The organism is Natrinema pallidum DSM 3751 (genome assembly GCF_000337615.1).
Lineage (GTDB): Archaea > Halobacteriota > Halobacteria > Halobacteriales > Natrialbaceae > Natrinema > Natrinema pallidum.
The window spans coordinates 1-20,234 of record NZ_AOII01000015.1 but is presented as its reverse complement, the minus strand read 5'-3'; the positions used below and the strand labels follow the sequence as shown (position 1 = coordinate 20,234).

Here is a 20,234-nt window from a genome sequence, read left to right as displayed (position 1 = left end):
TTTCCTCGTGGTTTTGCAACCGGACAGATGGTACTACTCCCCAGCGTGTTCTTAAAACTTCCCAAACCAAACAGCCGATTTCCCCGTTATAACCCTCGATACTTGCTATCCAGGGGTATTATCCTTTCGATACAGGTGAGAAAATACGAGTCGAACTAGCACGAGATTTGGTCGCCGAGACGATAGCCGACGGGGGTTAGTTCTCGTCGTCGGATCGAATCCCGCCGAACGGTTCGAACTTCCGGCCACCGCCCTCGTAGAACCGGTTGAAGAACTCGACGTACTCGAGACGGATTCCCTGAAGCCCGGCACTCGTGATCCCCAGCAGGAGGACCACAACGTGGCCGAGGACGAGGACGATCACGCCGATGACGGCCATCAGGGTACCCCCGTGGAGCAGGCCGCCGAACATGACCTCGGTCACCTCGTGACCGTGGTAGGTTCCCTGCTCGAGCATGTGCTGGGGCGCGTGACTTGTACCGAAGTGCCACTCCGCGCCGTGCTCGGTCTCGACGACGTACACCCCGAAGAACAGCATGTTAACGACGAACGCCATGCCTGCCTTCGCGAGGATGACTGCGGCGATTCGCAGATACGAGAGCACGTCACCAAGGACGTTGAAGCTCTCGAGTGCGCCGATGATGATGCCGAGCCCGCCGTAGTGTTTGACTTCACCGTAGATCATCGTCACCAGCCCAATCACCGCAACCGGGAGGCCGATGAAGAGACCGGTCTCGGCCGAGAAGCCCGTAAAGCCGAGTTCGAACGCCGCCTCGGGTCCGCTACCGAGCGAGGTGTAGAGGAACGACGGCTTCGGGCCATTGAACTCCGGCGCCGGTCCGACGCCGTGACGGCTGAAGATCCAGACCCAGACGCCGATCATGAGCAGCGCCCACGAGCCGTTCTCGAGGAATGCGTCGCCGACGCCGTGGTCGAGATCGTTGACAAACCCGAAGGCGTAGCCGAGCGTGAGGTGGGCGAGTCCGATCAGGACGCTCGCCATGAGCCACGTCTGGCCGTAGTTCGCGTACACGGGCTGGAGTCCCTTGTGCAACGGCGGGCTGCCGCCGAAGAGGACTTCTCCCAGGAAGTGCATCCCGAAGAATTCGCCATAGAGGACGCCGAACAGCATCGTGAACCCGCCGGCCCACATGCCGATCGCACCCAGGCTTCGGATGATGTCCTCGTCGAATCGACTGTACAGGAAGAAGCCGGCGACCGTGTACAACATCCCGTAGCCGAGGTCACCCAGCATGAAGCCGTAGAACGCCGGGAACGTCAACAGCAAGACGACGGTCGGGTCGAGTTCGCTGTACTTCGGTCGGTCGATCAGCCGAAGCAGGAACTCGAACGGTTTCACGGGACCGGTGTTGTCCTGAATGACCGGCGGTTCGTCAACCATCGTCACGATGTCGCCGCTGGCCGCGGTCGTTCCGCCGTCGGCGATCGCCTCCTGCGTCGCGACGTCCCGTTCTTCCTCCTCGGTCGTCTCCTCGGCACCGCCGGAGCCGCCGTGGTCGACGTCTTCCGTCCGCGTCGGATATCCCTCGTCGTTGTAGTCAGCGCGGACGAGTTCTTCGACCTCGACACTGTCGCCGACCGCATCGTTCAGTGTCGCGACGAGCCGGTCGTACTCCTCGGTCGGGAGCCAGCCCTCCGCGACGAACGCGTGGTCGGTCGTCGCGAACTGCAGCGGCGCTTCCGCCTGCTGAACCTCGATCGTCAGCTCCTCTTCGACACGCAGGAGGAAGCTGGCTTCCTCCCGCTTGACCTCCTCGAGTTCCGCGTCGATGTCGTCGAGTTGGGACTCGAGGTCGCGCTTTCGACTCTCGAGGTCCGCGACGTAGTCGTCGGGACTCTGGTCGGTATCGGGCACCTCGTAGCGGGTGAACTCGACGCCGACCAGGGCGTCGTCGATCGGACTTTCGTCGGCGCTCTCGGCGGGCGCGGCGACGATCGCCACGACGTTCCCGCCGGTAAACGTCTCGAAGGCCCGAATGTCAGCCGAGGCGCTGACGGCCGCCTCGACGTCCTCGAGCGAGCCCTCGCCGACGAGGACGTCGACCGACTCGTAACCCGACAGCAGATCGATATCGATGCCGAGCTCCGCGAACGGAGCCACGCGATCGATCCGATCGTCGACCTGCCGCAGTTCGTCGTTGATCTCCGCGCGCCGGTCGTCGAGTTCGTTGATCCGCGTACGGATCTCCTCGAGTCGCGCCTCCCAGCCCTCCTCGAGGGTCCCCGGCTCGGCCTCGTCGGCCGAGAGATCGAGGGTGCTCTGGAGGGCGCGGACGGTGATCAGCTTCTCGGAGGCGTCGTCGGCACCCGCCATCGGGTCGCCGTTGTCGAACGCCTCCCAGGAGCCGTCGTAATCCGACAGATGCACCAGGCGCAGCTCGTGAACCGTCTCGATGACCGTGGGCATAACGCCCCTGGAGCCGGTCACCGAGACCTTGCTCATTCGCTCAGGTCTGAGCATGAACGTCCTCCTGGAACAGTTCGACGACGTAGTCGGTGACGTCGTCGGCCCGTTTCCGGGCGCGCTCGGCGAGCTCCTCACGCTCCTGTTCGCCTTCTTCGAGGACCTGCTCGCAGTCCGCATCGATCTCCTCGCGAGCTTCCTCCAGGCGGCGCTCCCGCAACTCCTGGGCCTCCTGTTCCGCTTCCGTGCGAATCTCCTCGGCGCGTTCCCGGGCCTCGGCTATTCGCTCGTCGCGGTCGTTCTCTGCCAATGCGACGATCTCGTCGGCCTCCTCTTCCGCCGACTTAATTCGTTCGAGAACCTCTGGCCTCGGCATACTCTAAGCAGTCGGACGTTTGCCAGAGCGCGTATATGGTAGTTGCGAAAGTGCCTCAGCGCGATTCGCCCTCGGTCGGTCGGTAATTCGTCCTTACTCAGCCGTTCGTCCCGCCGAGAACAGCAGACATATGCCGATCGGATCGAAACGCTTCAGTAATGGGACTTCTCGAGAACAAGGCCCGTGCTCGACTGTTCTACAAGTACCTCTCACGGGTCTACGACCAGGTGAACCCCTTCATCTGGACCGAAGCAATGCGTACCGAGGCCCTCTCCTTGCTCGAGATCGAGGACGACATGACGGTCCTCGATGTCGGCTCCGGGACCGGGTTCGCGACCGAGGGGTTACTCGAGCACGTCGACGAGGTGTACGCCCTCGATCAGAGCGAGCATCAGCTCGAACAGGCCTACGAGAAGTTCGGTAAACGCGCCCCGCCAGTCCATTTCCACCGCGGCGACGCCGAACGACTCCCGTTCGCGACGGACACGTTCGACGTCGTCTGGTCGTCGGGGTCGATCGAGTACTGGCCCAACCCGATCCTCGCGCTCCGTGAGTTCCGCCGCGTTCTCAAACCCGGCGGTCAGGTGCTCGTCGTCGGCCCGAACTATCCCGACAACGTCGTCAGCCAACTGCTCGCCGATTCGATCATGCTCTTCTACGACGAGTACGAGGCCGATCACATGTTCAAAACCGCCGGCTTCGAGGACGTGAAACACGCGTTCATGGGACCGTCCTACGATCCCGAGGTCGCGATCACGACGATCGGGCGCGCGCCGGAATAAGCGACGAACCCCGTCTCAGGTTGCCGTCGTCTCGAGGGCGGCGATCCGCTGCCCGTCGACGGCGAGGGTCACGGAAACCGAGTCCCCCGTCCCGAGGGCCGGGGTGTTGGTATCCGCGACCGAGACCGCGGCCCGCTCTCCAGCCGTCCAGTCCGAATCAGCCCTCGAGTTGAACGGCCCGTCCGGAGTCCCGTCAAACCCGCTCGCGCCGACGAACGGAACCGGCGGCTGCGCGCTCAGTGCGCGCCCGTTTACCGCGATCGTTACCGACAGCGACTCGACGTCGATGCGCTCCCCGGCGACGTGTTCGATCGCGATCATCGAGCGCTCCCCGTCGACCGAGAGTTCGAAGCTCGCCGTCGGCTCGGGCGACTCGAGCGCCCAGGTGTTGACACCGACGGCGACGACGGCCCCGAGCGCAACGGTGAGTATGAGTAATAGAACGACTCCGACGACCGGACTGACGGCGCGTCCGCCCGCCGATACCGCTGGCCGCGTGCCGCGACGGTCCCGCGTTCGGTTCACGGTCCGCTCTGGTCGCTCGTTCCCGTAAAAATCTCAGGTCGCGGTGGGGATCGAGTGTCCGGCTCCGAATGGCTCTCGCCCCGTTCGTCCGCTCCCGGGAGCCCGATCAGAAGACAGCGTCGATCGTCGCGTTGACGCTCCCGGCGTCCGTTTCCACTGTGACCTCGCTGGGACCGAGTGGCCGCACGACCCAGTGGGTCCCGTCGTCGGTCTCGCCGACTTCGATGCCATCGACGGAGACGGTTGCCCGTACGGGTTCACCGGTCTCCGCGTCGACCACCGTCACCTTCACTGGTCCGCCCGCAGCCGTCTCGGTCATCGTCAGCTTGAGCCCGCTGCTGATCCAGGTCCGGTCTTCGTCGGTCGGAAGCGACGAGACGGACAGCTCCTGTATTTCGCGGTAGACGTCACCCGTTCCGCTGTCGAAGTAGAACTCGAGGCGACCGTGGTCGTGTCCCACGTCCGCCCAGTAGTATCCGGGGCTGTTATCCTGGAAGGACGGGCCGAACTCGCTCGCCCACGGGTAGAGGTCGCCGATGTGATCGTACGCCTCGCCGCTTTCGAACTGGTCCGGTGCCGATTCGTCGCGGTTATCGAACCGGCTCGTTTCGACGACGTACTGATTGCCATCCATCATCGCGACGCTGTAGCCGGTCGATGAGGTCGAGACGACGACATCGTACTGAACGTTGTCGGTCGGCCGTTCGGACAGTCGTCCGAGCGTCGATCGGAGCGGCGTTCGGTGCGCATCGAGCGTCGTATGGGTCGCACGGGTTCGGCTCCCCGACAGCGAATAGCCCGGCACCTGATCCGCTCGGTTACCCAGTTCCTCGAGATCACGCGACAGCATCGCCGCCTCGTTGTGATTGCGTAACAGCGTCCGGAGGAGTTCCGCCGACGACCGCTCGCCGGCGGCGTGTGCCTTCGTTACGTTGCGTTCGCGTTGCTCGAGTTCGTTCGCTCGGTCCTTGAGTCGGTCGTAGGCCGCCTGAATCATCGCTTTTCGTTCCTCGCCCGTCGCATCGTCGAACTCGCTATCGACGATGGTATACTGGTCGTGGTCGACCCGGAGCTGGTCGTCCGCGCTCGCAAGCGCCGTTCCGAGGTCCGGTCCGTACTCGGTGTACTCGCTTCGGACCTCGCCGCTGAGCGGGAGTCTGTTGGTCGTATTGTTGACCGCCGTCGGCGTCTGGGAGGGCGACGTTTGCAGCCGCACCGTCTCTACGGCGCTGTTACCCCCGTCAGCAGGCCCGGCCGCAACGATCGTTATCGCGGGCACGGAGAGGACGAGAAGCAACGCGAGGAGGGCGGGGGTCGCGTTGGTCATCGCCACTCCGTACGGGCTCTTGATACAAAAACAGGTCGTCTCCAAACGAGCAGCTGGGACTGCTTTTAATCACCTGCTTACCGCCCGGGAAACCCGTTAGCGCCGTCGGTAACGTTTTATTTTCCGATGGAAAGTGTTTTTTCCCCCGGGAAACCACCCGTTGATACGCATGCGGATGTCCACTGCCGCCACACTCGCCCTCGCGGTCCTCCTCGCTACGACCACGCTGGGGGCAGTGGCCGCAACGCCGTCGGGTCAGTCCCACCCGACGGACGAGCGGTCCCCGCCAGCGCCCTCCCCTCACGTCTCCGCCCTCGAGTCGCCGACCGCCACCTCGGCCGCAGTCACACCACCTTCGCTCGAGCGACCCGACACCCGGCAGATCATCAACGTTCGAATCACCGAGTCCGGGAACGCCGAATGGACGGTCGAGAGTCGCTTCCGTCTGACGAGCGATACCGATGCGCAAACGTTCGACGAGTACGCCGACGCGGTCGTCTCGGGACACCGAGACGCTTCGTACGACCCTCGATTGTTCATGCAATACGTGGGCATCGTATCCGAGGCGACCGGGCGCGAGATGTCGGTCGAAAACGAAGGGTGGGACGACCCTCGAATCGAAGAGCGCGACGAATCGGATCAGGACTCGGACGGGACGGTTGATCGGATCGGTGTCATCTCCTACTCGTTTACGTGGACGAACTTCGCTACCGTCGACGGGGATCGGATTCGCGTCGGCGATTCGTTCCAAGCGGCTGATCGGAACGTAATCCAGACGCTGGGGGCCGGTCAGCGCCTCGTCGTCGAGCCGCCGCCGAACTACGGCTTCGTCGACGCACCGACAGGGACGGAAGACGGTGCGCTCGTCTGGGACGGCCCCCACGAGTTCGGCCCGGACGGTCTCCAGATGACGATTCTCGCAGGTGCCGGTCAGGGCCCTCTCCTCTTTTCGGGCGGCGGCTGGCTGCTCGCCGCCGTGCTCGGCCTCGTAATCGTCGTCGGTGGCGCCGTGTATCTGCTCACGCAACGAACGCTCGACGTCCCGATCTCGGCCGACCGCCTCTCGTCGTTCGGCATCCTTGCGAGACTCGGCGAGGATACCGGAGACGACCGCGAAAGCCCGACAGCCGATCGAGCCGGCGGTTCCGAAGCGGTCGCGTCCGCGGCGGCCGACCCGGCCACCAACGGTCCCGAACCGGGTACCCACCTCGAGTTCGAGGAGTCTGTCGAAGACGAGATCGATCCCGAACTGTTGAGCGACGAAGAGCGCGTCCTCCGCTTGCTCAAACAGAACGGCGGGCGGATGAAACAGGGGACGATCGTTACCGAGACCGGCTGGTCGAACGCCAAGGTCTCCCAACTGCTCTCGAAGATGGCCGACGACGACGAGATCGAGAAGCTCAGGATCGGCCGGGAGAACCTCATCACGTTACCGGGCGTCGACCCGACCGAGATCGACTGAGCCTCGTGGAGAACGGTCGATCCGTGGCCGTCACCGATCATCCCGTCCCGAAACGCACTGCACACTCGAGCCGACGACCGCTTGCGGTCGATCGTGACGGTTCAGGTAGACGCGGCGCTCTCGCTCGGTTCCGACTCGTCGGCGGTCGCACTCAAGCCGTCGTGCCCCCATCCGGGGCGTACTGAATCTCCCTGCCCACGGCGTCGTAGATATCGTCCCAATCCTTGTCCTCGTCCATCAGGAAGACTTCGACGGTCAGCGGGCCAGCACCGAACTCCTCGAGACCGGCCGGCCGAACGTCGATGCGATACGTTCCGTTCTCGTCCATTCGAACCTGGTCCGTCCGTTCGACGAGCTTCTGCTCGTCTTCGTTGATCTTGACGAAGAAGTACGGTTCTCCGATCACGTCGCCGTGTTCCGGCGGATCGACGGACTCCATGCTGGTGTTGGCGACGATCTCGAGGGTAAAACTCGAGTAGCCGTCGCCGTTCGCTGCGGGTTCCTTGTCGACGAACGTGACGGACTGAATCCGATCCTCGCGCTTGTCTTCCAGCGGACGGTTCGGTTCCTCGGGCGGCTGCCACGCCGCCTCTGCGGTGTTATCTCCGCTGTCCGCGTCCGTGTCGTCGTCAGTTCCGTTCGGATCGGCGTCGCCGGCGACGGATTCGATATCATCGGCCCCATCCGCGTCCGTCTCGGTCCCGTTTAGCGGGTCCGTCTCGGCGTCGGAGCCGGTCGATGGCCCGTCCGTTTGCGAGCCCCCGAGGGCGCTGCACCCGGAAAGTGCCACGAGCAGTGCGACGGCGACGACGGCGACAGTTCGGAAATGCATCGTACTCCGGCGTTCCGGTCCGGCCCGGATTATTACAGCCTCGCTAAGCGACAGCGTCCCCGTTCAGTCCGGAAACGAGACTGAGCGGATTTGAAACGGCCGTGCTCTTGCGTTGGCCACTGTGGGACGGTGCTTATACTGTGCAAAAACGTTCCCGCCAGGCCGGTCCGTGATCGGACGTCGTCCCGAGTCGCCCGCTGCTCCCTCGTCGAGGATTCGACAGCGGCGGTCGCACGGCTCGAACCGTCCGCGACAAAGCCGTTCGGCCGCGCTGTTCGCTCGCAGTACTTAGGCGAGGGGCGTCCGCTCGACCACTTGTCCGTCGTAAGTCGGATACTGTTCGACGATCTCGCCGTCCTCGAGATCGCCGTCCTCGATCATCTCCTCTAGGAGCCACCAGGCGACCTCGACGTGGTCGGTTTTGACGGTGTAAAACTCCTCGGGGACGCCCAGGGCTTCGAATGCCGCGGGGTCGGCGTGGGTCTTGCCGTAGACGAGCGTGCCGTCGTCGGTGACGTCGTCGAACTCGCGACGGATGTTGCGGGCCATGCGCTTGAGACGGCGGCGGTGCTGGGCCGCGTCCTTGAAGACGGAGGTACAGAAGTAAACCTTCTCGTGGTCGCCCATCACGTCGAGGATCTCCTCGCGGGAGCCGTCGACGGCACTCATGTGGTCTTCCTTGAGTTCGTACCCCTGTTCCTGCATTCGGCGGTAGTTCCCGTCGCTCATCTCGAACTCGTTGATGTTACAGAACTCGGCCGCGCCCTCGTCCAAGAACTCGAGGAACTCCGCTTCGGCGCGGATACCGGGGATTTCGAACGCGGGGGTCAGCCCTTCTTCGCGGGCGATGTGGAGGATCTCCTCCCATTCGGTCCCGTGGAGGTCTCCCCACTGTTCGTAGGGCGGGTGGAACCGGATTTCGTCCAAGCCGGCCTCCGAGAGCCGACGCATGTTCTCGCGGCCGCCGGTGATGCCGGTGTAGAGGTGAGTGTGGTGGTCCTCGCCGAACTCGTCTTTGAGGAGCTCGAGGTAGTGACAGGTCCGACCGAGGGCCTCCTGGGGTTCGCCACCGGTAATCGACGTCCCCAGTGCATCCATCCGGTGGGCTTCGGTGAGGACGTCGTCGTCGCTCTCGACGAGTCGTTCGTTGGCGTAGACATCGGTGACGTTCTTGCGGTTCTCGCCGAGCGGGCAGTAAAAGCAGTCGCGCTGGTCGCAGTAACCGTAGACGAACAGCACCATTTTCCCACCTTTCGCGCACTGCTCACAGCCCTTCGAGATCATTCGAGGGAACATATCCGCCCGAGCCTCAAAAGCCGTGCGAAATCAGCGAGGGTCCACCGACGCTATTATATCACTGCAACGGAATGTACCGCATCCGATGTCATCGGGGATTCACGTCCTCTGTATCGACGACGACCCCCACTACCGCGAGTTGACGGCGACCGTTCTCGAGCGGCGCGACGACGATATCGTCGTGACGACCGCCGAAACCGGAGGCGAAGTGCTGGCGATCGTCGACGGCGAGTGCGATACCGACCCCGATCACGGGATCGACTGCGTCGTCAGCGATTACGACATGCCCGGCATGGACGGCCTCGCGTTGGTCGCGGCGATGCGGGACCGGGACCTCGACGTTCCGTTTCTCCTGTTTACGGGGGCCGGGTCCGCGGAGATCGCAGACGAGGCGATCTCGGCCGGCGTCACCGACTACGTCCGGAAAGGGTCGGGAACCGACCAGTACGACGAGTTGGCGGCCCGAATCGAAACCGCCGTCGAGAGCCACCGCGCCGACTGCGGGAGCGACGTCCGCTGACGCGGTCCGCGACCTGCTCTCCTCGACGACCGAGCGACGTCTCAGGCACGATTTCGGACCCCGGACGGGAAGGAATGAGTACACGACGTACGGACCGGGCACCTCCCGCTCGCGGCGGCTTCGATTCCGTCGTCCAGAAGAGAGAAATACCGCGGCGTGCAACTACGAGGCGATGCTGTTGGTCCTCTGTGTCGATCTCGACGACGATCTCGGCCGCAAGACCGGCTTTTCGACGCCGGTCACCGGCCGCGAGCCCGTCGAAGAGGCGGCCATCGCCCTCGCGACCGCCGATCCGGAGGACTCGGACGTCAACGTCATCTTTCAGGGCTTGCACATCTACGACGATCTCGCCGACCGCGAGGAAAGCGTCGAGGTCGCCGTCGTCACCGGGAACGATCAGGGCGACGTCAGCGCCAACCGCGAAGTCGGCGACGAAGTCGATACCGTCCTCGCAAGCCTCTCGACCGCGGAAGACGTCACCGCCCTCGTGGTCACGGACGGCGCACAGGACGAATCCGTCATCCCGATCATCCGCTCGCGCGTCCCCATCGACGGCGTCCGGCGAGTCGTCGTCCGACAGGCACAGAACTTGGAATCGATGTACTACACGATCAAGCAGGTGTTAGACGACCCCGAAACGCGCGGGACGATACTCATTCCCCTCGGGATTCTCCTGTTGATCTACCCGCTCGCACTGGTCGGCTCCGTACTGGAGATGCCCGGGTTCGTGCTGGGGACGACGTCGGCGTTACTCGGCTTGTACCTCATCTCTCGCGGGCTGTGCCTCGGCGATCGACTGGATGCCACCGCCGAGCGCGCCCGTCACTCGCTGTATGCCGGCCGCACGACGCTGCTGGCGTACGTCGTCGCCGCGGCGCTGTTCGTCCTCGGCGGCGTCAGCGGGATGGAAACCCTCGAGTCGGTGCGCGACTCGACCACGGGGGACCTCGACGTACCGGTCATGCTCGCGGCACTGGTCAACGGCGCGATTCTCTGGTTCGCCGCCGCGGGGCTGACCACCAGTCTCGGCCAGATCACCGACGAGTACATCGCCGGCTCGCTCGAGTGGCGCTATCTGAACGCGCCGTTTTACGTGCTCTCGATCGCGGTCGTCCTCCACGCGGTGAGCGCGTTCTTCCTCGAGAGAGTCGCGATCACGTATCTCGCGGCGTCGCTGACGGCGGGCACGCTGCTCGGGATCGTGAGTACGCTCACGTTCGCCGTCGCGGAGTCGCGGTTCTCGGACGCGGATCGGGACGACGGACGGCGCGGGGCCGAACGCGTCTGATCCGGTCGGTCGCTCGAGACGCTGCCAACCGTGTCGTCACACCGGCTATTGGTCCCGCTCGACGACGAATTCGGCGAGATCGAGGAGATACTGTCGTGCGTCGGGATCGGCGACCTCGACCCGATCCAGGGCGTCGATCGCCCGGTCGGCTTCCTGCCGGGCGTGGGCGTTCGCCTCGTCGGGCGTGAGATCCGTCACCTGAACGACCGACGGGCGCTCCAAGGCGGCGTCGTGGCCGGTCGGCTTGCCGAGTTCGTCGGGATCGGCGACGGCGTCTAAGACGTCGTCCCTGATCTGGAAGGCGACCCCGACCCGTTCGGCGTATTCGCCGAGGGCCTCGACGGTGACGGGGTCGGAGTCGGCGGCGATCGCCCCGAGCTCGGCCGCGGCCCGGAACAGCGCACCGGTTTTTCGACGGGCTAACGTCATGTACTCGTCTTCGTTGGTGGGTTCGGCCGACAGTTCGGTCGCCTCGCCGACACCGAGTTCGACCATCGCTTCGGCGACGACGCGCGTCGCATCTGGATTCGCCGAAAAGAGGGCGAACGCCTCGCCCAACAGCCCATCGCTGGTAATGATCGCCGGCCCGTGTCCGAACTCGGCCCAGGCGCTGGTCGTTCCGCGTCGCAGTTCCGAGCGATCGATGATGTCGTCGACGACGAGCGAGGCGCTGTGGACGAGTTCGATACCGACGCCGAACTCGACGGCGTCCTCGGCCCGCCCGCCGACCGTCTCACAGGCCAGTAGCGTTACCATCGGACGGACGCGCTTGCCGCCCGAGAGCGCAACGTGGCGCAGTTCGTCGCTGAGCGTCTCGGGTTCAACCCCCTCGACTACCTCGACGAGACGCTCCTCGATCAGCGCCCGTCGGCGCTCCAGCAGTTCCATCACCCGCGCTTAGGACGGCGATAAAAAGTACGTGACGGTTCGACCGTCGACTCGGCCTTACTCGTCGTCGAACCGAGTGAAGGTGAACTCGTCGTCCGACGATCCGTCGGCGTCCGTGTCGTCAGCGTCCGTGTCGTCGGTGCCCGTGTCGTCAGCGTCCGCCTCGGACCCGGTCCCCGTGTCCGCTCCGTCTTCGCCGGCATCGCTTCCGTCTCCCGCATCGGTCACGCCCCGCGTGGCCTCCGTCGATGCTCGGTTGTCGGGTTCGGACTCGGTTGCAGTCTCTGCTACCGCATCGGAGTCCCCATCACCGTGCTCGAGCATGTCGTCGGCGTCGCTGTCCGACTCGTCGAACTCGATGGACATCTCGTGGTCGGATTCGTACTCGTCGACGGAGATGTCTTCCGCTCGGTCGGTGTCGAAGTGATCGAGCGTTTCGCTCAGGTGTGCCGCCTGATCGGCGAGCGAACTCGCGCTCTCCGACACTTCCGAGAGGGCGGAGGTCTGCTCTTCGGCAGCCGCCGCGACGCGCTGCGATTCGGCCGCGGTCGATTCGGAGATGTTCGTCGCCGACGAGACCATGGCGACGACCTCCTGTGTCGAGGCCGCCTGTTCCTCGGTCGCCGCCGAAATCTCCTGGACGCCGTCGTTGGTCCGATCGGCGTAGTGAGCGATCTCGTCCAGCGCCTCCGCGGCGTTTTCGACGGAGCCGACGTGCTCCGAAATCCGCTCCGCGGTGCGCTGGACCTCGGTCGCCGTTTCGCTCGTCTGTTCGTCGATCCGCTCTAACCGCTTTTCGATGTCCTCGGCGGTCGATTTCGTGTCCGCGGCCAACTCCTTGACCTGCGTGGCGACGGCACCGAACCCGGAGCCGTCCTCGCCGCTGTCGCCCCGCGAGGCTTCGATGTTCGCGTTCAGGGCGAGCATGTTCGTCTCACGGGCGACGTCGGAGATGAAGTCGACGAGTTCGTCGACCTGTGCCATCTCCTCCTCGAGGTCCTGGATCGCATCGACGGCCTCAGTGGATTCCGATTCGATCACGTGCATCCCGTCGATGGCTTCCTGCGCCGCTTGGCGGCCGAGCCGTCCCGTTTCGGCCGTCTGCTCCGCGAGGTCGGCGACGTTGTTCGAGGAGGCCGCGATCTCCTCCGTCGTCGTCGACAGGTCGCTCATCTCCTGGTTGACCGACTGCAGGTTCTGATTCTGGCGGTCCGCACCGTCCGAAATGGACTGAATCGAATCGGAAACCTGCTGTGACGCCGAGCGAACCTCCTCGGAGCTGGCAGTCACCTGTTCGCTGGCCGCCGCCACCTCGTCGGCGAAGGCCTTGACGTTGGCCGTCGTCTCCTCGAGCTCCTCGAGCATCTCGTTGAACGCAATCGCGATGTCGGTCATCGCCTCGCTCTCGCTCTCGGGATTGAGCCGTTGGGTCAGGTCGCCGTCGGCACACTCGTCCATGACGCTGCTGAACTCCTCGGCTTTGGTCTCGAGGTGGCGGTTCATCGATTCGGTCTCGTCGCGGGCCACTTCCGCCTCCCTGCGGGCGACCTCGGCCGCCTCGATCTGGTTTCGCAACGAGGTGCGCATGCTGTCGAAGCCGTCGTACAGCCGGCCGATCTCGTCGACGCGGTTCGTCTCGAGATCGACGTCGAGGTTGCCCTCTTCCATCTCGGCCGTCCGGTCGCGGAGCCGAGTCAGCGGGACGACGGTCTGCCGCCCGAGGACGACGCCGACGGCACCGAGCGCGATGAGGCTCGCGAGTACCATCGTGATGACGTTGGTCCCGACGTCGCTCGCGACGCCATAGGCTTGCTCCGCCGGGACGCTCGTGACGGCGACCCACGGGGTGTTGCCCACAGGGACATACGCTCGGACGATATCACTGTCGTGGGTGAGACTCATCCGGCCGCCGAGGGCAGCCTCGATCGCCTCCTTGTCGGCCGTGTCGGCGTTGAGCGACGCCGATTCGGCCTTGAAGACGGTTGCGCCGTCGCCGCTGATAATGGCCGTCGAAGCGGACGTGTTCTCCTCGTGGAGTTGGTTGACCTGATACTCGAGGGTGCCGATGATGACGACGGCCCGATCGTCGCGGTCGGTGACCGGACTGGCGAATGCCATCACTTTGTCGCCGAGAGTGTCCGACTCGTAGGCCGATTGGGAGTGCCAGACGGACTCGTCGAGTCCGAGAGTGTCCTCGAAGCCGTCCGTGGCCCACGGTTCCGACAGATCGGCGAACGATTCGCCGCGATAGGCCGCGTTCGTGCTCGTGACGATTTCGTCGTTCTCGGTGTCGACGTAGTGGATCGCACGGACGTCGACGTCCATCCGGGCCTGCTCTTCGACGAGTTTGCCCTGGACCGCCTGCGGATCGCCCTCTCGAAGGACCGACGAATCGGACGCCGTTCGGGTCTGGACGCGCATCGACTCGACCCAGTTACTGATCGTATCCGCGTGCGTTTCGGCGGTCGATTCGAGCTGGTTGTTCGAGTCCGTCCGGACCGTCTTGTCGATCTGGACGTAGCTGACCGCCCCGACGCTCCCGATCACGAGCACGACCGCCAGTATCGAGACCACGAACTTCAGGAGGTATCGCCGCCTGATGAACGACGGAACCAGCGATGCGAGCGACACCATTATGGACTCACCTTTTCTACTTCGGCGATTCCGCCGGAAGCACTTTCGTCGAACTCCCAGTACTGGATGACGCCGTCGGTTATGTCGCCGTTCTCGTCGAAGGTAACCGAACTGGACGCTCCCTGATACGTGACGGCATCGCCCTGGGCCGCGAGATCGATTCCCTCGGCGAGGTTGTCCGGGGTGATCTCCGTCCCGTCCCCGGTCGTGACGACCGGCATGGCGCTGCCGATCGCTTGGCCGTCGTTTTGCCCGGCGTAGGCGTTCGCGAGCAGCAAGACGGCGCTCGCATCGTACGACTGGGGCGTGAAGGCACCCGGTTCGGTACCGTACTCGCTCTCGAACAGCTCCGTGAACGTCTGGTTCCCTGGCCCGTCGACCAGCGGTGCGGTGCCGCGGATGCCGTCGAGCGAGTAGTCGATCTCGTCGTGGAGGCTCCCCTCTTGCATCCCGTCGGTAACGAGGATGTCCTCCGAGGCGTCGGCACCGAGGTCAGTGAGTACCTGGCTGCCGGTCGCCGGATAGCCGATCACGATCAACAGGTCGGGATCGTCCGTTCTGGCCCGTTCGATTGCCGCGTCGTAGGAACTCGAATCCCCTTTCAGTGGGACCTGTGACGTGACCGTGCCGCCGTGTGTGCGCTGGAACGACCGCGTGAACGCCTGACTCAACTGCCAGCCGTAGTCGTTGTTCTCGTAGAGGATCGCAGCGTTGTCGTGGCCGAGGTCGTTCGCCGCCTTCTGAGCCAGGACGATCGCCTGCAGTCGGTCCGACAGCGCGGTCCGGAAGACGAGACCGGCGTCGTTGAGCGACGTGATCGTCGGCGACGTCGCGCTGGGCGAACAGCAGACGGTCCGGTACGGAATGAGCACCTGCTGGGTCGCCTGCAGCGTCACGTCGGCCGCCGCCGGACCGTTGACCATCGGGTACTCATCGGTGGCGAGCGTGTGAGCGCGTTTAACGCCCGTGGACGGGGACGTTTCCGTGTCGACGATCTTGGAGTCGATCTCGAGCGATACGTCGTCTCGTACCTGTTCGACCGGGAGTTTCGCAGCGTCCCGCATTGGTTTCCCGAGCGACTCGAGCGTGCCGCTCAGGGGTTGCATGATACCGAGTTTGAGCGTCCGGTCGGTACCACCAATGGCGGACCCGGACTGGGCATCGTTCGAGTCGAGTCCGGGTACCGAACTGAGACAGCCGGCAAGGCCGCCGAGACCAGCGGTACAGAGACCAGACAGTAGTGTTCGTCGGTTCGGTCGACTGGGCATACCTCCGCATCCAACTCATAGCATATAACTGTACTGTCTGCCAAACCGGAACGGTTAGCTGACTATCAATAGAACGGCGCTATGACCGGCTGAGAGGGTGCGATCGGTGTCGGTATTCGACGGTGGCGATCCCGACCGGGAACTGATCGCGTGGCGTTGCCCACCCGATGCCGAGAACGCGTTACAGAAAGCCGGCGCGCAACACCGCAACTCCGCTCCCAACCGGTCGCGCAACGATTACGGCACAAACCGGTCGCTCGCAGCGCGTCCGCTTATCCGTCGAACTCGTCGATGAGTTCCGGCACGACGTCGAAGAGGTCGTCGACGATCGCGTAGTCGGCGATGTCCATGATCGGCGCGTTGGGGTCCGTGTTGATCGCAACGATCGTATCGGAGCCTTTCATGCCGGCGACGTGCTGGACTGCGCCGGAGATCCCGATCGCGATGTAGACGTCGGGCGTAACGACCTTTCCGGACTGGCCGACCTGCCGGTTCTTGGGCAGCCAGCCGTTGTCGACGATCGGTCGGGACGAAGACAGCGTTGCGCCGAGCGCGTCCGCCAGATCGCGGATCAGATCGAGGTTCTCCTCTTCCTCGATCCCGCGGCCGACCGAGACGAGCAGGTCGGCCTCGCTGATGTCGACATCGCCGCCGCCGACCTCCTCGAAGCCGTTGACGGTCGACCCGATCGCGTCCTCGTCGATGTCCGCATCGAAGGCCTCGATCGTGGCGTCGCCGGTTCCCTCCGCGGCGGGCCACTCGGCACCGCGGATCGTGATCACGGCGTCGCCCTCGAGTTCAGTCGTCGTCTCGACTTTCCCGCCGTACATTTCCCGCGTCGCGACGAGCGTCTCGCCGTCGTTGTCGAGGTCGATCGTGTCGGTGACGACCGGCAGATCGAGTTCGTTGGCGATCGCGGGTGCGTAGTCGAGCCCGTTGACGCTGTTCGGCGTCAGCACGTACTGCGGTGCGAGTTCGTCGTAGAGCTGTGTGATCGCCTGACTGTAGACATCGTGGTTGAACTCCTCGCCGTGGGAGACGGTGTGGATCGCGTCGACGCCGTCGCGGTTGAGTTTGTCGGCGAAGTCGTCGACGGTGCCGCTGATGACCGCGATGTGGAGGTCGCCGCCGGTTTCGTCGGCGAGCTGCCGGCCGGCCGTGATACTCTCGTAGCTGACGTCGCGCAGTTCGCCGCGTCGGTGGTCCGCGACCGCGAGGACGTCCGTCATTGTGCCACCCCCTTGTCGCGGAGCAGTTCACCCAGCTCCGAGGCGGTCTCGTCGGGGCTCCCCTCCCAGAAGGTCGCGTCGCTCTCGCTTTCGGGTTCGTACATGTCCGTGAGCTCGAGTTCGGTCTCGATGGCGCTCTCGTCGACGCCGATGTCTGCCAGCGTCTGGACATCCAGCGGCTTCTGCTGTGCCTGCCGGATGCCACGGAGGCTGGCGTAGCGCGGTTCGTTGATCCCCGTCTGGATCGTCAGGACGGCCGGCAGTTCGATATCGGTCAATTCCTCGACACCGCCCTCGAGTTCGCGTCGGACCGAAGCGAGACCGTTCTCGAGGTCGTGCTCGAGGTGGTTGACGACGGCTCCCCACTGGAAGCCGAGGTTCTCGGCGACCGAGACGCCGGTCGCGCCGAAGCTGTCATCGCCGGCCTGCACGCCGGAGAGCACGAGGTCGGGGTCTTCCGCCTCGATGACGGCGCTGAGGATCTCCGTCTTGGCGTTGACGTCGAGCAGGTCGACGTCCTCGAGGGCGTCGTCCCAGACGCGAACGGCACGGTCCGCACCCTTCGCGAGGGCCTGCCGGACGGTCTGTTCACAGTCCTCCGGACCGATAGTGACCGTTACGACTTCGTCGGCGATGCCGTCTTCCTGCAGCTGCACCGCCTCTTCGATCGCGTAGTCGTCCCACTCGTTGAGATCGGCACCGAGGTACTGATCGGCGATTTCGGTTCCCTCGATTTCGAACTCGTCTTCGACGGTCGCCACCTCTTTGACCGTAACGAGAATTTTCATCGTCTGTCACTGCGACGCCCATACCGTAAATCTTTTCGAAACCGCCCGTCGTGCGGAAGCCGTTCAGTTTCCAGCCGTCACATATTCTGCCGGTACCGTTATATTTGCTGTCCGTCTCTCCGGCGTTTGCTACCACCGTTTCGTTCGATCGTGACCTCGATCCCCAAGACGGAAACGGTTTAACGCCACCGCTGGTAGTGTCGATCATGGCAGACTGTCCACTCGCCGACGACTGCCCGGAGTTCTCCGAACGGATCTCGGGTATGGGTTGTCAGCACTACGGTGATCGGGGTGGCAAGGAGTGGTGTAACCACTACGGCCAGCCGATCGAGGACCTCAAGACACAGCCGGTCAAGTCCGGCGAGGAAGTCATCATCGATGTCGTCGACATGCACGAGAGCGGGGCCGGCGTCGGCCGCACCGAGGACGGCTTTATCGTCATGGTCGACGGCGTTTTGCCGGAGGCCCGTGCACGAGTCGAGATCACGCGAGTCCACAGTAATCACGCACGCGCCGAGGAACTGGAACTCCTGCCGATGGAGCCCGACGACGGTGAAGCGGCGGATGGAGACGGGAACGCCGACGCTGACGGCGATGCCGTTACCGAAGAGCAACCGAACGACGGCGACGACGGCCCCGAACGCGAGCGACTCGGCAGTCGCGATAACTTCTGGGGCTCGTAACGCGGCCCCCGAGTGGACAGATCGCGCACCCCTGCGACTATTTTCGGCGGTGACGGACCGTCCCGGATTCACAGCGTTCCGCTTTACACAACGTTTTCTCGGCTCCGGTGAGACGTGGGTACATGGAACGCATTTTGCTCTCGAACTCGGCGTTCGAAGGCGATAACAACGCCTACCTCTTCGCCGACGGTTCGGAGACGGTACTGATCGATACCGGTGACTGGATGACGACGACCCGCGAGCAACTCGAGGCGGCTCTCTCCGACCGCGGCCTCGAGTTCGCCGACATCGATCGGGTCTTTCTGACCCACTGGCACCACGACCACTGTGGACTGGCCGGCGAGATTCAGGCCGAGAGCGGTGCCGAGGTGCTCGTTCACGCCGCCGACGCGCCGCTCGTCGGCGGCGACGACGACGCCTGGGATGCGATGAACGAGCGCCAGCAGCGATACTTCGCGGAGTGGGGAATGCCCGACGATCGGCAAGCGGCCCTGCTCGAGTACATGGCCGACGGCGAGACGACGGTCGAGACGCCGACCGTGACGGCGTTCGAGGACGGCGACACGTTCTCGTTCAATGACACCGAACTCGAGGCCGTCCATACGTCCGGTCACGCCGCCGGGCACAGCATGTTCGAGGCGGACCACGACGGCGAACGGGTGGTCTTCTCCGGCGACGCGCTGTTGCCCGTCTACACGCCCAACGTCGGCGGAGCGGACGTGCGCGTCGACCGGCCACTCGCCAAGTACCTCCGTGCGCTCCAGCGGATCGTCGATACCGACTACGACCGTGCGTGGCCGGGACATCGCGATCCGATCGACGACCCCGCCGACCGCGCCCAGTACATCATCGATCACCACAGGGAACGCTCCTGGCGGGTCCTCGATGCCCTCGACCGGAAGGGGCCGTGCGACACCTGGACGGTCAGCGCCGACCTGTTCGGCGACCTCGACGGGATTCACGTCCTCCACGGGCCCGGGGAGGCCTACGCGCACCTGGAACACCTCGAGCGAGCGGGGACCGTCGTTCGCGAGGGCACCGAGTATCGACTCGCCGACGGCGTTGCGGAGGAACTGGCAGCGACCGACGGGGAGCGCTGGGACCTCGAGTACTGACGGACGACGCGTCGCTCCGGGCCGTTCGGTTCTGGTTCGCGGTCTAATCACCGAAGTGACACGGCCCGATACCGAGAAATATTTACTCGAGTCCGAGTTAGAGAGTCCACGATGTGGCAAGACCTGATATTCCTCGCCGGTAGCGTCCTCTCGATCGTGTTCCTCGCGCCGACGGTCCGCGACGCGACGGCGAACGTTCCCCTCGGCTCGAGCGTCCCGTCGATGACGATCGGCGCGATCTACGCGATGACCTACGCGACAATGGGAATGCGGTTCTCGGCGCTCGGTTCCCTCGGCGTCGCGACGATGTGGTCGCTGATCGTTTCGTACCGCTCGCCCGGCCCCCACGACGGCCCCGCGAACGCCGTTCGCTTCGCGCGTTCGCTGGGTCGACGGGCACACCGGTCCATGACCGGGACGCCGACCGACGACGAGTACGTCGCCCCGAGCCAGTCGGCCGACTGAGTTGCTGCGCGCTCGCGCTCGAGGACGCGGACGGAGTGCCGAGACCGTGGAAGCTTTGATCCCGCCGAAAGCTAGTTCTTACTATGGACACGCGAGCCTGCGGAGTCGGGGGAGGCGAGTCGCCGTGATCGACGACGTCGAGGCGCTCCTCGAAGAGATCGGCTTCGATCCGGAGACGAGCGTGTTGACCTACCGGCAGGCGGAGGTACTCGCCCTGCGCGAGCGCGATGTCTCCCAGGCCGATATCGCCGATGCGCTCGGTACGTCGCGGGCGAACGTTTCCTCGATCGAATCCAGCGCCCGCGAGAACGCTGTCTCTTATACACATCTC

The 20,234-nt window shown here is 64.5% G+C and carries 18 protein-coding genes and 1 pseudogene; 8 read left to right on the top strand and 11 right to left on the bottom strand.

The window, feature by feature from the left end:
- Nucleotides 1-196: 196 nt before the first annotated feature.
- Nucleotides 197-2,482: a V-type ATP synthase subunit I gene (locus C487_RS01220; RefSeq protein ID WP_241431043.1), complete on the bottom strand. Its 2,286-nt coding sequence runs from the start codon at nt 2,480-2,482 to the stop codon at nt 197-199.
- Nucleotides 2,469-2,801 (bottom strand): ATP synthase archaeal subunit H, encoded by a 333-nt coding sequence (gene ahaH / locus C487_RS01215; RefSeq protein ID WP_006183842.1) that lies wholly within the window; start codon nt 2,799-2,801, stop codon nt 2,469-2,471. The genes C487_RS01220 and ahaH overlap by 14 nt, the downstream gene beginning before the upstream one ends.
- Before the next feature lie 158 nt (nt 2,802-2,959).
- Here ahaH and C487_RS01210 point away from each other — a divergent pair, with 158 nt between their 5' ends.
- Nucleotides 2,960-3,583, top strand: coding sequence for a methyltransferase domain-containing protein (locus C487_RS01210; protein ID WP_006183841.1), 624 nt, complete (start codon nt 2,960-2,962; stop codon nt 3,581-3,583).
- A gap of 15 nt (nt 3,584-3,598) precedes the next feature.
- On the opposite strand, the gene C487_RS01205 is transcribed toward C487_RS01210, so the two are convergent.
- Both C487_RS01205 and C487_RS01200 read right to left on the bottom strand, forming a co-directional pair.
- A complete protein-coding gene (locus tag C487_RS01205) occupies nt 3,599-4,108 on the bottom strand; it encodes a type IV pilin (RefSeq protein ID WP_006183840.1) in 510 nt (169 codons plus the stop codon).
- Nucleotides 4,109-4,214: 106 nt separating this feature from the next.
- The gene (locus tag C487_RS01200) at nt 4,215-5,435 is read right to left on the bottom strand and encodes a DUF7096 domain-containing protein (RefSeq protein WP_006183839.1); all 1,221 of its coding nucleotides are present in this window, start codon (nt 5,433-5,435) and stop codon (nt 4,215-4,217) included.
- Between the two features lie 169 nt (nt 5,436-5,604).
- Here C487_RS01200 and C487_RS01195 point away from each other — a divergent pair, with 169 nt between their 5' ends.
- Entirely contained in the window at nt 5,605-6,897 is a 1,293-nt protein-coding gene (locus C487_RS01195; protein WP_006183838.1) for a helix-turn-helix transcriptional regulator, read from the top strand.
- Between the two features lie 101 nt (nt 6,898-6,998).
- Here the strand turns inward: C487_RS01195 and C487_RS01190 are convergent.
- Together C487_RS01190 and C487_RS01185 are read right to left on the bottom strand one after the other, a co-directional pair.
- Nucleotides 6,999-7,729: pseudogene (locus C487_RS01190) on the bottom strand (hypothetical protein).
- Between the two features lie 288 nt (nt 7,730-8,017).
- Entirely contained in the window at nt 8,018-9,013 is a 996-nt protein-coding gene (locus C487_RS01185; protein ID WP_006183836.1) for a radical SAM protein, read from the bottom strand.
- 97 nt (nt 9,014-9,110) lie between these two features.
- Between C487_RS01185 and C487_RS01180 the strand changes: the two genes are divergently transcribed.
- Both C487_RS01180 and C487_RS01175 read left to right on the top strand, forming a co-directional pair.
- Nucleotides 9,111-9,545 carry a response regulator gene (locus C487_RS01180; RefSeq protein ID WP_006183835.1) on the top strand — a complete coding sequence of 145 codons (435 nt, stop codon included), beginning with the start codon at nt 9,111-9,113 and terminating at the stop codon, nt 9,543-9,545.
- Nucleotides 9,546-9,717: 172 nt separating this feature from the next.
- On the top strand, nt 9,718-10,833 hold the full coding sequence (locus C487_RS01175) for a DUF373 family protein (RefSeq protein ID WP_006183834.1): 1,116 nt from the start codon (nt 9,718-9,720) through the stop codon (nt 10,831-10,833).
- Between the two features lie 45 nt (nt 10,834-10,878).
- Here C487_RS01175 and C487_RS01170 read toward each other — a convergent pair whose 3' ends face one another.
- The 5 genes from C487_RS01170 to C487_RS01150 form a co-directional block, all read right to left on the bottom strand.
- The gene (locus C487_RS01170) at nt 10,879-11,721 is read right to left on the bottom strand and encodes a polyprenyl synthetase family protein (protein WP_006183833.1); all 843 of its coding nucleotides are present in this window, start codon (nt 11,719-11,721) and stop codon (nt 10,879-10,881) included.
- 57 nt (nt 11,722-11,778) lie between these two features.
- Complete coding sequence (locus tag C487_RS01165; RefSeq protein ID WP_006183832.1) at nt 11,779-14,355, bottom strand: methyl-accepting chemotaxis protein; 2,577 nt, start codon at nt 14,353-14,355, stop codon at nt 11,779-11,781.
- Nucleotides 14,355-15,623, bottom strand: a complete 1,269-nt coding sequence (locus C487_RS01160) for an ABC transporter substrate-binding protein (RefSeq protein ID WP_006183831.1) — start codon at nt 15,621-15,623, stop codon at nt 14,355-14,357. Before C487_RS01160 ends, C487_RS01165 begins: the two co-directional genes overlap by 1 nt.
- Nucleotides 15,624-15,895: 272 nt before the next feature.
- On the bottom strand, nt 15,896-16,852 hold the full coding sequence (locus C487_RS01155; RefSeq protein WP_006183830.1) for an electron transfer flavoprotein subunit alpha/FixB family protein: 957 nt from the start codon (nt 16,850-16,852) through the stop codon (nt 15,896-15,898).
- On the bottom strand, nt 16,849-17,640 hold the full coding sequence (locus tag C487_RS01150; RefSeq protein ID WP_006183829.1) for an electron transfer flavoprotein subunit beta/FixA family protein: 792 nt from the start codon (nt 17,638-17,640) through the stop codon (nt 16,849-16,851). Before C487_RS01150 ends, C487_RS01155 begins: the two co-directional genes overlap by 4 nt.
- A 206-nt stretch (nt 17,641-17,846) precedes the next feature.
- Here C487_RS01150 and C487_RS01145 point away from each other — a divergent pair, with 206 nt between their 5' ends.
- The 4 genes from C487_RS01145 to C487_RS01130 all read left to right on the top strand — a co-directional run.
- Nucleotides 17,847-18,323, top strand: a complete 477-nt coding sequence (locus C487_RS01145) for a TRAM domain-containing protein (RefSeq protein WP_006183828.1) — start codon at nt 17,847-17,849, stop codon at nt 18,321-18,323.
- Between the two features lie 122 nt (nt 18,324-18,445).
- Nucleotides 18,446-19,438 carry an MBL fold metallo-hydrolase gene (locus C487_RS01140; RefSeq protein ID WP_006183827.1) on the top strand — a complete coding sequence of 331 codons (993 nt, stop codon included), beginning with the start codon at nt 18,446-18,448 and terminating at the stop codon, nt 19,436-19,438.
- Between the two features lie 111 nt (nt 19,439-19,549).
- Entirely contained in the window at nt 19,550-19,903 is a 354-nt protein-coding gene (locus C487_RS01135) for a hypothetical protein (RefSeq protein WP_006183826.1), read from the top strand.
- Nucleotides 19,904-20,027: 124 nt separating this feature from the next.
- Nucleotides 20,028-20,234 (top strand): sigma factor-like helix-turn-helix DNA-binding protein (locus C487_RS01130; RefSeq protein WP_006183825.1); only part of this gene is annotated, 207 nt, incomplete at its 3' end.

Coding starts and splice junctions, on each gene's coding strand:
- C487_RS01170 (WP_006183833.1), bottom strand. CDS start 11,721: ATGGAACTGCTGGAGCGCCGACGGGCGCTGATCGAGGAGCGTCTCGTC.
- C487_RS01150 (WP_006183829.1), bottom strand. CDS start 17,640: ATGAAAATTCTCGTTACGGTCAAAGAGGTGGCGACCGTCGAAGACGAG.
- C487_RS01165 (WP_006183832.1), bottom strand. CDS start 14,355: ATGGTGTCGCTCGCATCGCTGGTTCCGTCGTTCATCAGGCGGCGATAC.
- C487_RS01135 (WP_006183826.1), top strand. CDS start 19,550: ATGTGGCAAGACCTGATATTCCTCGCCGGTAGCGTCCTCTCGATCGTG.
- C487_RS01155 (WP_006183830.1), bottom strand. CDS start 16,852: ATGACGGACGTCCTCGCGGTCGCGGACCACCGACGCGGCGAACTGCGC.
- ahaH (WP_006183842.1), bottom strand. CDS start 2,801: ATGCCGAGGCCAGAGGTTCTCGAACGAATTAAGTCGGCGGAAGAGGAG.
- C487_RS01195 (WP_006183838.1), top strand. CDS start 5,605: ATGCGGATGTCCACTGCCGCCACACTCGCCCTCGCGGTCCTCCTCGCT.
- C487_RS01210 (WP_006183841.1), top strand. CDS start 2,960: ATGGGACTTCTCGAGAACAAGGCCCGTGCTCGACTGTTCTACAAGTAC.
- C487_RS01140 (WP_006183827.1), top strand. CDS start 18,446: ATGGAACGCATTTTGCTCTCGAACTCGGCGTTCGAAGGCGATAACAAC.
- C487_RS01180 (WP_006183835.1), top strand. CDS start 9,111: ATGTCATCGGGGATTCACGTCCTCTGTATCGACGACGACCCCCACTAC.
- C487_RS01160 (WP_006183831.1), bottom strand. CDS start 15,623: ATGCCCAGTCGACCGAACCGACGAACACTACTGTCTGGTCTCTGTACC.
- C487_RS01185 (WP_006183836.1), bottom strand. CDS start 9,013: ATGATCTCGAAGGGCTGTGAGCAGTGCGCGAAAGGTGGGAAAATGGTG.
- C487_RS01145 (WP_006183828.1), top strand. CDS start 17,847: ATGGCAGACTGTCCACTCGCCGACGACTGCCCGGAGTTCTCCGAACGG.
- C487_RS01220 (WP_241431043.1), bottom strand. CDS start 2,482: ATGCTCAGACCTGAGCGAATGAGCAAGGTCTCGGTGACCGGCTCCAGG.
- C487_RS01200 (WP_006183839.1), bottom strand. CDS start 5,435: ATGACCAACGCGACCCCCGCCCTCCTCGCGTTGCTTCTCGTCCTCTCC.
- C487_RS01175 (WP_006183834.1), top strand. CDS start 9,718: ATGCTGTTGGTCCTCTGTGTCGATCTCGACGACGATCTCGGCCGCAAG.